We start from the raw sequence: 11,984 nt of genomic DNA on the forward strand, positions 1-11,984 counted from the left end.
GGAGCCACCCATGTTGGAAGCCTATCGCCACCACGTAGCCGAGCGCGCCGCGCTGGGCATCCCGCCGCTGCCGCTGTCGGCCCAGCAGACGGCCGACGTCATCGAACTGCTGAAGAACCCGCCGGACGGTGAAGAGGACTTCCTGGTCGAGCTGATCACGCATCGCGTGCCCGCCGGCGTCGACGATGCCGCCAAGGTGAAAGCGTCCTACCTGGCCGCCGTTGCGTTCGGTACCGAGAAGACCCCGCTGATCACGCCCGCGCGCGCCACCGAGCTGCTGGGCACGATGCTGGGCGGCTACAACATCCACCCGCTGATCGAGCTGCTCGACAACGCCGAGCTGGGCGCGACCGCTGCTGAAGGGCTGAAGCACACGCTGCTGATGTTCGACAGCTTCCACGACGTGCAGGAGAAGGCCGAGCAGGGCAATGCCCACGCGCAGGCCGTGCTGCAGAGCTGGGCCGATGCCGAATGGTTCACCAGCAAGCCCGAAGTGCCGCAGAGCCTGACCGTCACCGTCTTCAAGGTGCCGGGCGAGACCAACACCGACGACCTGTCGCCGGCGCCCGACGCCACCACGCGTCCGGACATCCCGCTGCACGCATTGGCGATGCTGAAGAACAAGCGTCCCGACGCGCCATTCGTGCCGGAAGAAGACGGCAAGCGCGGCCCGATCCAGGAAATCCTGTCGCTGAAGGACAAGGGTCATCTGGTCGCCTACGTCGGCGACGTGGTCGGTACAGGCTCCTCGCGCAAGTCGGCGACCAACAGCGTGCTGTGGTTCACCGGCGAGGACATCCCGTTCATCCCGAACAAGCGCTTCGGTGGCGTCTGCCTGGGCAGCAAGATCGCCCCGATCTTCTACAACACGATGGAAGACGCCGGCGCGCTGCCGATCGAACTCGACGTCTCGCAGATGAATCACGGCGACGTGGTCGAGCTGCGGCCGTACGATGGCAAGGCACTGAAGAACGGTGAAGTGATCGCCGAGTTCCAGGTGAAGTCCGACGTGCTGTTCGACGAAGTGCGCGCTGGTGGCCGCATCCCGCTGATCATCGGCCGCGGCCTGACCGCGAAGGCGCGCGAAGCGCTGAAGCTGCCGGCGACGGACCTGTTCCGCCAGCCGCAGCAGCCGGCCGACAGCGGCAAGGGCTTCTCGCTTGCGCAGAAGATGGTCGGCCGCGCCTGCGGGCTGCCGGAAGGCCAGGGCGTGCGCCCGGGTGCCTACTGCGAGCCGAAGATGACGTCGGTGGGTTCGCAGGACACCACCGGCCCGATGACCCGCGACGAGCTGAAGGACCTGGCCTGCCTGGGCTTCTCCGCCGATCTCGTGATGCAGTCGTTCTGCCACACCGCGGCGTATCCGAAGCCGGTCGACGTGAAGACGCACCACACGCTGCCGGAATTCATCTCCACCCGTGGCGGCATCTCGCTGCGTCCCGGTGATGGCGTGATCCACAGCTGGCTCAACCGCATGCTGCTGCCCGACACCGTCGGCACCGGCGGCGACTCGCACACGCGCTTCCCGGTGGGCATTTCGTTCCCGGCCGGTTCCGGGCTGGTCGCGTTCGCCGCAGCCACCGGCGTGATGCCGCTGGACATGCCGGAATCGGTGCTGGTCCGTTTCAAGGGCGAGCTGCAGCCGGGCGTGACGCTGCGCGACCTGGTCAACGCGATCCCGTACTACGCCATCAAGTCCGGGTTGCTGACCGTGGCCAAGGCGGGCAAGAAGAACATCTTCTCCGGCCGCATCCTCGAGATCGAAGGCCTGCCGGACCTGAAGGTGGAGCAGGCATTCGAACTGTCCGACGCCTCGGCCGAACGTTCCGCCGCCGGTTGCACCGTGCGCCTGAACAAGGAGCCGATCATCGAGTACCTCACCAGCAACATCACGCTGCTGAAGTGGATGATCGCCGAAGGCTACGCCGATGCCCGTTCGCTGGCCCGTCGCATCGCGAAGATGGAAGCGTGGCTCGCCGACCCGCAGTTGCTGGAGCCGGATGCCGATGCCGAGTACGCGGCGATCATCGACATCGATCTCGCCGACGTGCACGAGCCGCTGCTGGCCTGCCCGAACGACCCGGACGACGTGAAGACGCTGTCGGACGTCGCGGGTACCGTGATCGACGAAGTGTTCATCGGTTCGTGCATGACCAACATCGGCCACTTCCGTGCCGCCGCCAAGCTGCTGGAAGGCAAGCGCGACATCCCGACCCGCCTGTGGGTCGCGCCGCCGACCAAGATGGACGCCTCGGAACTGACCAAGGAAGGCGTCTACGGTACGTTCGGCACCGCGGGTGCGCGCATGGAAATGCCCGGCTGTTCGCTGTGCATGGGCAACCAGGCGCAGGTGCGCGAGGGTGCGACGGTGTTCTCCACCTCGACCCGCAACTTCCCGAACCGCCTGGGCCGCAATTCCAACGTGTTCCTGGGGTCGGCCGAGCTGGCCGCGATCTGCTCGCGCCTGGGCAAGATCCCGACCAAGGCCGAGTACATGGCCGACATCGGCGTGATCAACGAGAAGGGCGCCGAGATCTATCGCTACATGAACTTCGACCAGATCGAGGAGTACCAGGACGTGGCGAAGACCGTGGCCGCCTGATCCTGGGCGGCTGCAGGGAGTCGAAGGCCCGGCCAAGCGCCGGGCCTTTTTTTTTGGCGGCGCCGTCCGGTTGATGTCACATATAACGTTATTCGCGGAAACAAGGCACGTGCGGCGTCGGCTGCACCACGCAAGAAGGGGAGTCGAGTTGGCGCAGGCACGTATTCCGGGCATCCGCGTGGCGGGCGTCAGTACCTGCGTGCCAGCACGCCGGATCGACAACCTGGCCGAGGGCGAGCGATACGGCGCGGACGAGGTGCGCAAGGTGGTGTCCATGGCAGGCGTGCGCCAGCGCCATGTGGTCGACGAGGGAACGACCGCGGCCGACCTTTGCCGTGACGCCGCCGAGCGGCTGCTGACGCGACTGGGGTGGGAGCGCGACAGCGTCACCGGGCTCGTATTCGTCACGCAGTCGCCGGACTACTTCCTGCCCTCGACCGCGTGCGTCCTGCATGCATGGCTCGGGTTGTCCGACCGCTGTGCCGCCTTCGACCTGGGGCTGGGGTGTTCCGGCTATCCCTACGGACTGTACGTGGCTGCGAGCATGCTGCGGGCGGGGGGACACCAGCGCATCCTGATGCTGCATGGCGAGACACCCAGCCGCTTCACCGATCCGGCAGACCACGCCACCACGCTGCTGTTCGGCGACGCCGGGTCGGCAACGGCGCTGGAGACGGGCGACGACGAGGCTGCGTTCTGCCTGCATACCGATGGCGCCGGCCGCGAGGGGCTGATCATCCGCGGCGGGGCCTTCCGCGACCGGCATCCCGCCGACCCACGCCATCTGGCGCTGGAAATGGACGGCGCTGCCATCTTCAATTTCACCATCAAGCGCGTGCCGCCATTGGTGGCGGACACGCTGGCGCTGGCGGGGAAATCCGTGGACGACGTGGACCAGTACGTCTTCCACCAGTCCAACCGCTTCATCATGAAGCACCTCGCCAAGAAGTGCGGTCTCCCCGAGGCGCGCGTGCCCATGACGATCGAGGACACCGCCAACTGCGGCGGCCCCTCGGTCGCCGTCACGCTGACGCGCATGCTGGACAGCACGCACGACCGTACGGTGATGCTGCTGGGCTACGGCGTCGGTCTGTCGTGGGGATCGGCGTTGCTGCCCATCCGCGCCGGAACGCCGCTGCTGCATGGCGAGCTGGCTGCGCTGGAGGCGTCGGCATGAACGCCCCGCGCATGAGTGAACAGGAGGTCCTGGCGATGATGGCCGAGGCGTTCTCCGAAACCTCGCCGCTCACGCCGTCGATGCGGCGCGAGGACATCGATGGCTGGGATTCGATGGGGGCGCTGATGTTGATGGCGGAACTGGACGAACGCTTCGGCCTGCACCTGGATGCCGAGGAATCGCGTGCCATGCAGGTGGTGTCGGACCTGTTCGCCTACCTGCGCCGCCATGGAGTGATGGATGACTGAGGGCAGGGCGGCGCGCCCCACGCTTCCGCCACTGGCGACCACCACGCGCATGTTCGCGCGCAGCCTGGGCTGGTCGCCCGACCAGCTCACCGCGGCGTTCAGACCCGCCACCCGCGACGATCTTCCGGCGCTGCTGGCGTTCCGGCAGCGCACGGGGTGGGACGACGATGCCTACCTGCGCTGGCGTTACGGACTGGACACCGCCGGCAGGGACGGGCCGGGCACGCTCTGGCTGCTGCGCGACGACACGGGCGTACTGGCCGCGATCGGCCGCGAGGCCCAGCGCATCCACCATGCGGGCCGCACGCTCGATGGCCAGTTGCTGATGGACATCCAACTGCGACCCGACCTGGAGGGCGGGGGCGGGGGCGTCTGGCTCAACCAGATGATGATGGCGAAGGCAGACGTGACGCTGGCGGTCGGCGCCAATGCGCATTCGATCGGTCTGGTGAAGCGCATGTTCGCCGCCCTGCCGCAGCGCAGTTACCGCGTACTCCCGCTGGACAGCGCCGAGATGCTGCGGCAGCACGGACTGGGCACGTTCGCCGTGCGCGTTGGCGCGCCGGTGCTGGATGCCGGCTGGTCGCTGGTGCATCGCGCCGCGCAGCGCAGGTCGCGGTCCGGGATCGATGTGGTCGAGGTGGCGCAGGTGCCGACGGCGGACATCGAGGCGCTTCGCGCGGCGTTGCCGCCGCAGGTGGCGTGCGTGATGCCGTCGCCGGAGCACCTGCAGTGGCGGCTGTTCGACAACCCGCGTGCGCGCTACGACCTGATGGTCGCTCGCCGGGCAGGCGTGTGCGTCGGCTACATGGCGGTGCGGAACGTGGCGGCGGATGGGACGGGCAAGGCCGGACTGCACCTGCTCGACTGGAAGACCGCAGTCGCCGGCGCCGATGACGCACTGATGGCCCTGCTGCAGGCGGCCGTTGCGCGCGCGCGCAAGGAGCGCTGCAGCCGGGTCTTCACCACGGTTCTAGACGAACAGGCCGCGCCGCTGCTGAAACGATTGGGCTTTCTCGGCCGCGAATCGCCGTCGCTGGTGGCGGGAGTGCATTCGGCGGTTCCGCTGCCCGGTAACGGCGGGCAAGGACGCTGGCAGATCACCGACCTGAGCTTCGACAGCGATGGCATCTACTGACGGGCCCTGCCGGGTGCTCACGGAGGACCCCGCATGTGCGGGCTAGCCGGCATGGCGCTGCCGGCGGGCGCCCCTCCTCCGTCGGCCGTCGTGCTGGAGGCGATGATCGGCACGCTGCACCACCGGGGCCCGGATGGCAGCCGGTGTCGCGTCGACGGCGGCGTGGGGCTCGCACACGCCCGGTTGTCGATCATCGACCTGGACGGCGGCTGGCAGCCGATGGCCGATGCGGAAGGCAGCCTGCAACTCGTGTTCAACGGCGAGATCTTCAACCACGTCGAACTTCGCAGGGAACTGGAGCGGCAAGGACACGTGTTCGCCACCCGGTCCGATACCGAAGTGATCCTGCACCTGTATGCGCGCTACGGAGATGACTTCGTCGATCATCTGAACGGCCAGTTCGCGGTCGCGCTGCACGACGTGCGGCGCCAGCGCCTCGTACTGGCGCGCGACCGCATCGGCATACGTCCGCTGTACTACCACTGCGACGGAAATCGCCTGGCGTTCGCGTCGGAAATCAAGGCGTTGCGGGCCGCCGGTCTGCCGTTGTCGCTGGATGTGGCGGCATTGGGCGACGTGTTCGGCTTCTGGTGCCCGCTCGGCGAGCGCACGACGTTCGACGGCGTCCGCCAACTGCCTCCGGGTCACCGGATGGTGGTCGACCTGCGCGTCGACCGCCTGGCGCCGAGGATCACGCCGTACTGGGCGTGGCAACCGCAGACGCCGACCGTCGATGCGGCCGACGAAGATGCCTGCGCCGAGGAGCTGCACGCCCTGCTGGTCGACGCGGTAAGGCTGCAACTGCGTTCGGACGTGCCGGTGGGCGCTTACCTCAGCGGTGGACTCGACTCCTCCGCGATCGCGTCGCTCGCGCTGCGCCACGCCGGCGCCGACCTGCGCACGTTCTCGCTGGCCTTTGAAGACGCCGAGTTCGACGAGCGCCCGTTCCAGCGATTGATGGCACAGGCGCTGGGCACGCGGCACAGCGAGATCACCGTGAGCCAGGCCGACATCGCCACGGCGTTCCGCGACGCGGTCTGGCATGCGGAAATGCCGCTGGTGCGCACGGCGCCCGTCCCGATGCTGCTGCTGGCGGCGCATGTCCGCGACCACGGTTACAAGGTGTTGCTGACGGGCGAGGGCGCCGACGAAGTCTTCGCAGGCTACGACCTGTTCAAGGAGGCGCAGGCCCGCCGCTTCATGGCGCGAGGTCCCGGGAGCCGCTGGCGGGGACGGATCCTGGAACGTCTCTATCCTTACCTCGCGCATTCTCCGGCACGCTCCGCAGGATTCGCTGCGCACTTCTTCGCCGAGGGCGGCGACCCCGCATCGCCGGGGTTCGCGCATGCGGCGCGCCTGCGCAGTACGCGGCGCGTGCTGCGCTTCCTGCATCCGGACCTTCGCGCGCAGGTCGACGCCGTCGATCCGCTCGCCGCGCTGGCAGCCCAGCTGTCGCCAATGGACGGTTGGGCGGGCCTGGACCGCGACCAGTACGTCGAAGCCAGCACGCTGCTGCCGGGCTATCTGCTGGCCGCCCAGGGCGACCGCATGGCCATGGCGCGTTCCATCGAAGGCCGGTATCCGTTCCTCGACCATCGCGTGATCGAGTTCGCCAACCGCATGCCGCCGACATTCAAGCTGCGCGGCTTGCGCGAGAAACGGCTGCTGAAGCGCGCGATGGCGAACGAGTTGCCGTCCGCCATCACCCAACGGCACAAGCAGCCGTATCGTGCCCCGGACAGCCAGTGCTTCTTCGCCGACGGACAGCTGCGCCCGTGGGTCGCCGACATGCTGGCGCCGGACCGTCTGGCCGCGAGCGGCCTGTTCGATGTGCGCGCGATCGGGCACCTGGTCGAGAAGTGCCGGGCGGGACGCGCCATCGGCTACCCCGACAACATGGCGTTCGTCGGCGTGCTGTCGCTGCTGGTGCTGCAGGAACGTTTCCTGCAGACAGCCGGACCCGGCGCGTGAAGCGGCTGCACACGATGTTCGACGACACGGTGCGGCGCGTGCCGCATCGCGTGGCACTCGTATGCGGCGATCACCGGCTGGACTACGCCGGGCTCGATGCACTCAGCCGGCGCGTGGCGGTCCGCTTGCGGGCACTTGGCGTAGTGCCCGGCGACCGGGTGGGCGTGCTGCTGGACAACAGCGTGGAGATGGTGGCGTCCCTCTGGGCGTTACTGCGTGCGGGCGCCGTCTGCATGCCCTTCAACCCGCAGACCAAGGCCGACAAGCTCGCGGGCATGATGGCCGGCACGCGTGCCAGGCTGCTGATCGCACAGCCCTCGCTGGCTTCCGTATGGCGTGCCGCACGCGCGGGATCCACGGACGCGTGGCATGTGCTGACGATCGACGCCGCCTGGCACGGGCAGGCGGACGAGCACCCGTGGCCGGAAAGCGACGCGCCGAGCGACGACGGCGTGCCGGATGCGGAGACGGACGATGACACGCTCGCCTTCATCATCCACACGTCGGGCACGACCGGAGCACCGAAAGGCGTGATGCTGAGCCATCGCAATCTCGCCAGCGTCATGCAGACGGTAGCCTCGTACCTGGCGCTGCGGCAGGACGACGTGATTTTCAGCGCGCTGCCCCTGAGCTTCAGCTACGGACTGGGCCAGTGCCTGTTGTCGGCGCGGGTCGGCGCCACGCTGGTGCTGGACCGCTCGTTCGCGTTTCCCGCCAAGTCGCTGGAGATCCTGGCGCGGGAGCGGGCCACGGTGTTTCCCGCCGTCCCCACCATGTACGCGATGCTGGCCGGCATGGATGACCTCTCGCCATGGGACCTGTCGTCGTTGCGGCTGCTGACCAGCGCTTCCGCCCCGCTGTCGCCCGTCTTGCAGCAGCGCACGGCGGCGCGCTTTCCGGGCGCGGACCTGGTGGTCATGTACGGACAGACCGAATGCACGCGCATCAGTTACCTGCCAGCCGCCGAGCGCGAACGGCGACCCGACAGCATCGGGCGCGGCATGGCGGGGCAGACCTGCTGGCTGATCGATGACGCCGGCCGGCGCGTTCCGTGGGGCGGCACCGGCGAACTGGTCGTTCAGGGCGAACACGTGACGCAAGGCTACTGGGGTGCGCCCGCGCTGACCGCGGAGAAATTCATCGAGGGCGCCGATGGGCAGGGCCGCGCGTTCCGCACGGGCGACCTGTTCCGCAGCGACGAAGACGGCTGGCTTTACTTCGTGGCGCGCAAGGACGACATCATCAAGACGCGCGGCGAGAAGGTCAGTCCCGTCGAGGTGGAAGCGGCCATCGCGCGCCTGCCTGCCGTCCGCGAATGCCTGGTGTCCGGCGTCCCCGACGACCTGCTGGGCCAGGCACTCAAAGCCTGGATCGTCCTGCAGCCGGGCGCGACGCTGTCGGAACGCGACGTCATCCGGCACTGCCTGGCCCACCTGGAAAGCCACATGGCGCCGCGCCACGTGGCCTTCCTCGACGACTTGCCACGTACTGACAATGGCAAACCTACACGCAAAGGACTTCCCTGATGGCGACAGCCGCCGCTTCCCCCGCTTCCACCCACGATGCCACGACGATCAAGGCGACGGTGCGCCGCTACATCGACGACTACTTCCTGATGGGCGCGGACGGGACCTATGCCGACGATGCATCGTTCATGGATGCGCAGATGCTGGACTCCACCGGCTTCCTTGAACTGGTGCAGTTCGTCGAAGACACCTATGCGATCAAGGTGGAAGACGCCGAGATGATGCCCGAGAACCTCGACTCGCTGGACGCCGTCGCCGCCTACGTGCTGCGCAAGGTCGCGGCATGAGCGTGCTGGGTCCCGCGGTACTGTCGATGGACCTGGAGGCGGAAGCCGAGAGGATCGCCGACTGGATGCGCGACGCTGTCCGTGGGATGCGCAGGCGCGGCCTGGTGGTGGCCATGTCCGGCGGCATCGACAGCTCCGTCTGTGCGGCGCTGGCCGTGCGGGCGGTAGGAGCGGACCGCGTCTTCGGCCTGCTGTTGCCGGAACGCGATTCCAGCTCGCGCTCCACGGAACTGGGGCGCCAGCTTGCCACGCACCTGGGAATCCAGGCGGACATGCACGACATAGCGCCCGCGCTGCAGGCGATAGGTTGCTATGCGGAGCAGGAAGCCGCGATCCGCGAGGTATTCCCGGCCTATGGGGCGGGCTGGAAGAACAAGATCGTGCTGCAGGGTGGCCTGGACGGCGGCATCAACTTCTACCGGTTGATCGTGGAGTCCCCGCAGGGCGAGCGCCACGAAGCGCGCCTGCCGACCGGCCCCTACCTCCGCATCGTCGCCGCCACCAACCACAAGCAGCGGCTGCGCAAGACGATGGAATACTTTCATGCCGACCGCCTGAACTACGCGGTGGTGGGCACTCCGAACCGGCTGGAGTACGACCAGGGTTTCTTCGTCAAGAACGGCGACGGTTCCGCCGACCTGAAGCCGATCGCGCACCTGTACAAGACGCAGGTCTACGCGATGGCGCGTCACCTCGGCCTGCCGGACCCGATCTGCTCCACCACGCCGACCACCGACACCTACAGCCTGCCGCAGGGCCAGGACGAGTTCTACTTCGCGCTTCCGTACGCGCAGATGGACCTGGCGTTGTGGGCCTTCGAGCACGGGGTCCCTGCGGCGGACCTGGCGCCGGCCCTGGGCGTGGACGAACCCGCAGCGGCGGCGGTCTATCGCGACATCGTGGCGAAGCGCCGACAGGCAGCCTACCTGCATGCAGCGCCGTTGCGCCTGCCGGAAAGGACGGGCTAGGGCAGCCAGTCGTCCACGGCCTCGAGCATCTGCCGGCGGCCGAGGACGAAATCCCACATCGAGCCGCCGAGCTGGCGCCACAGCACGGCCGAACGCACGGCGGCGAGCAGGATCGCGCGGATCTCCGCCACCACGCCCGGCTGCCCCAGGTAATGGGGATTGCCCTGGACCATCACGCGCGGACGCAGGTGGCTGATGGTGTCGGCATACAGGGCACCGAGCGAGGACAACACGTCGGGGTGGGTGCTGCCCTGTTGCTCCGCGCGCGGCGCGATCTCCGCCAGGCCGCGGGTGACGGCATGCACGGTGTCGTCCTCGCGGACGAAGCGCCGCTCCAGTTGCAGTACCGACATCGCCAGGCGGGAGAGGCCGTCGTCCTGCGCCTCCTTGGCCAGGTAGCCGCGCAACACGCGCAGGCCCGGCGTGATGTTGCCCACGCGGCCGTAGACCGCCAGCGGCGTCGCCGCGTCGATGCGGAACACGCTGTCCACCGCTGCCTGCACGGCCGACCCTTCGGACTGGCCGGTCTCGGCGATGCGGCGGACCTGGTGGAGGGCCTGCGCCAGCCCGGCAAGGGCCAGCACGCGGTCGGAATATCGATTGCTCAAGCTGCTTGCTCCGCGAGTTTCATTTCCAGTGGGGCGTCGGTGCGGGCGATCACGGCGCCGCCCAGGCATTCATCGCCAGCGTAGAGGACCAGCGACTGCCCCGGCGTGACGGCGCGCTGCGGCCGCAGGAACCGTACCGCAACGCTGCCGTTGTCCAGCACGTCCACTTCGCAGGCTTCATCCGGTTGGCGGTAGCGCGTCTGCGCCGTGCAGGTGAAGCGTCTGCCGGAGGGAGCGCCTGCCACCCAGTGGGCGGTTTCCGTCCACAGCCGTGAAGACATCAGGTGGGGACTTTGCGTGTCCTGGTCGACGTACAGCACGTTGCTGGCGACATCCTTGCCCACGACGTACCAAGGTGCCTGTGGGCGGCCGCGCACGCCGCCGATCTGCAGTCCTTCGCGTTGCCCCAGAGTGAAATAGAAGACGCCCGGATGCTCGCCGATCACTTGGCCCGAGGGGTCGCGCATTTCGCCTTTCTTCGCCGGCAGGTAACGCCCGAGGAACTCGCGGAAGTCGCGCTCGCCGATGAAGCAGATGCCGGTGGAATCCTTCTTGTCGTGCGTCTGCAGCCCGGCCTCGCGTGCGATGCGGCGCAGGTCGGCCTTGTGCAGGCCACCGATCGGGAACAGCGTGGCCGACAGCTGCGCCTGGCCCAGCTGGTGAAGGAAGTAGCTCTGGTCCTTGCCGCGGTCGACACCGCGCAGCAGGCGCCAGCGCCCATCGTGCTCGTCGATGCGCGCATAGTGGCCCGTGGCGATCTTCTCGGCGCCCAGGTCGCGGGCCGCGTCGAGGAAATGCTTGAACTTCACTTCGCGATTGCACAGCACATCGGGGTTTGGGGTGCGGCCGGCGGCGTATTCGGCGAGGAAGTGCTCGAACACGCCCTTCCAGTATTCGCCCGAGAAGTCGCGGAAGTGGAAGGGGATGCCGAGGCGGCCGCAGACGGCCACGGCGTCGCGCCGGTCTTCTTCCGCGCGGCAGTCACCGCTGCCGTCGTCGGCCCAGTTCTGCATGAACAGGCCCGCCACGGGCTCGCCCTGCTGGACCAGCTGCAAGGCGGCGACGGAAGAATCCACGCCGCCGGACACGCCGACGATGACGCGGGGCGCTTTCATGCGATCTGCTGCAGTGTCGACAGGGGGGAGCGGCGACCGGCCAGGAAGTCCTGCACGACCTGCCACACCAGCGGGCTGCGATGGCGGTGCGACTGCGACTGCAGTTCGGAGGGCGTCAGCCACAGCGCCTGCACGATGCCGTCGTCGAGCGGACGATCCGGCAGGTGGCGCACCGGATCGGCGGCGAATGCGAAGCGCAGGTAATGGCGTCCGGTCTCGGCCTTCCATTGATAGGCCCCGATGAAGGCAGTCGGCGCGACTTCCCAGCCCGTCTCTTCCAGCGTCTCGCGGCGGGCCGCTTCCAGCAGGCTTTCATCCGGCTCCAGGTGCCCGGCCGGCTGGTT

General features: G+C 68.3%; 11 protein-coding genes. 8 read left to right on the plus strand and 3 right to left on the minus strand.

Going from position 1 to position 11,984, the window contains the following annotated elements:
- The first annotated feature begins 10 nt into the window (after positions 1–10).
- The 8 genes from acnB (at position 11) to nadE (ending at position 9,917) form a co-directional block, all read left to right on the plus strand.
- The gene (gene acnB / locus CYU89_RS18250; protein WP_296282947.1) at positions 11–2,602 is read left to right on the plus strand and encodes a bifunctional aconitate hydratase 2/2-methylisocitrate dehydratase; all 2,592 of its coding nucleotides are present in this window, start codon (positions 11–13) and stop codon (positions 2,600–2,602) included.
- Between the two features lie 148 nt (positions 2,603–2,750).
- Positions 2,751–3,779: a ketoacyl-ACP synthase III gene (locus tag CYU89_RS18255; protein WP_296282948.1), complete on the plus strand. Its 1,029-nt coding sequence runs from the start codon at positions 2,751–2,753 to the stop codon at positions 3,777–3,779.
- Positions 3,776–4,027 carry an acyl carrier protein gene (locus CYU89_RS18260; RefSeq protein WP_296282949.1) on the plus strand — a complete coding sequence of 84 codons (252 nt, stop codon included), beginning with the start codon at positions 3,776–3,778 and terminating at the stop codon, positions 4,025–4,027. The genes CYU89_RS18255 and CYU89_RS18260 overlap by 4 nt, the downstream gene beginning before the upstream one ends.
- Positions 4,020–5,165: a hypothetical protein gene (locus CYU89_RS18265; RefSeq protein ID WP_296282950.1), complete on the plus strand. Its 1,146-nt coding sequence runs from the start codon at positions 4,020–4,022 to the stop codon at positions 5,163–5,165. The genes CYU89_RS18260 and CYU89_RS18265 overlap by 8 nt, the downstream gene beginning before the upstream one ends.
- A 33-nt stretch (positions 5,166–5,198) precedes the next feature.
- Positions 5,199–7,136, plus strand: a complete 1,938-nt coding sequence (asnB, locus tag CYU89_RS18270) for an asparagine synthase (glutamine-hydrolyzing) (protein WP_296282951.1) — start codon at positions 5,199–5,201, stop codon at positions 7,134–7,136.
- Entirely contained in the window at positions 7,133–8,662 is a 1,530-nt protein-coding gene (locus tag CYU89_RS18275; RefSeq protein WP_296282952.1) for a class I adenylate-forming enzyme family protein, read from the plus strand. The genes asnB and CYU89_RS18275 overlap by 4 nt, the downstream gene beginning before the upstream one ends.
- Positions 8,662–8,949 (plus strand): acyl carrier protein, encoded by a 288-nt coding sequence (locus tag CYU89_RS18280; protein ID WP_296282953.1) that lies wholly within the window; start codon positions 8,662–8,664, stop codon positions 8,947–8,949. The genes CYU89_RS18275 and CYU89_RS18280 overlap by 1 nt, the downstream gene beginning before the upstream one ends.
- Positions 8,946–9,917 (plus strand): NAD(+) synthase, encoded by a 972-nt coding sequence (gene nadE / locus CYU89_RS18285; protein WP_296282954.1) that lies wholly within the window; start codon positions 8,946–8,948, stop codon positions 9,915–9,917. The genes CYU89_RS18280 and nadE overlap by 4 nt, the downstream gene beginning before the upstream one ends.
- Here the strand turns inward: nadE and hflD are convergent.
- The 3 genes from hflD to CYU89_RS18300 all read right to left on the minus strand — a co-directional run.
- Positions 9,914–10,525, minus strand: a complete 612-nt coding sequence (gene hflD / locus CYU89_RS18290) for a high frequency lysogenization protein HflD (protein ID WP_296282955.1) — start codon at positions 10,523–10,525, stop codon at positions 9,914–9,916. The genes nadE and hflD overlap by 4 nt on opposite strands.
- Positions 10,522–11,640: a tRNA 2-thiouridine(34) synthase MnmA gene (mnmA, locus tag CYU89_RS18295; protein ID WP_296282956.1), complete on the minus strand. Its 1,119-nt coding sequence runs from the start codon at positions 11,638–11,640 to the stop codon at positions 10,522–10,524. Before mnmA ends, hflD begins: the two co-directional genes overlap by 4 nt.
- A partial coding sequence (locus CYU89_RS18300) for an NUDIX hydrolase (protein ID WP_296282957.1) occupies positions 11,637–11,984 on the minus strand: 348 nt, incomplete at its 5' end. The genes mnmA and CYU89_RS18300, both read right to left, overlap by 4 nt.

This window comes from Pseudoxanthomonas sp., assembly GCF_002863005.1.
Lineage (GTDB): Bacteria > Pseudomonadota > Gammaproteobacteria > Xanthomonadales > Xanthomonadaceae > Pseudoxanthomonas_A.

Coding starts and splice junctions, on each gene's coding strand:
- acnB (WP_296282947.1), top strand. CDS start 11: ATGTTGGAAGCCTATCGCCACCACGTAGCCGAGCGCGCCGCGCTGGGC.
- CYU89_RS18260 (WP_296282949.1), top strand. CDS start 3,776: ATGAACGCCCCGCGCATGAGTGAACAGGAGGTCCTGGCGATGATGGCC.
- CYU89_RS18265 (WP_296282950.1), top strand. CDS start 4,020: ATGACTGAGGGCAGGGCGGCGCGCCCCACGCTTCCGCCACTGGCGACC.
- asnB (WP_296282951.1), top strand. CDS start 5,199: ATGTGCGGGCTAGCCGGCATGGCGCTGCCGGCGGGCGCCCCTCCTCCG.
- CYU89_RS18280 (WP_296282953.1), top strand. CDS start 8,662: ATGGCGACAGCCGCCGCTTCCCCCGCTTCCACCCACGATGCCACGACG.
- nadE (WP_296282954.1), top strand. CDS start 8,946: ATGAGCGTGCTGGGTCCCGCGGTACTGTCGATGGACCTGGAGGCGGAA.
- mnmA (WP_296282956.1), bottom strand. CDS start 11,640: ATGAAAGCGCCCCGCGTCATCGTCGGCGTGTCCGGCGGCGTGGATTCT.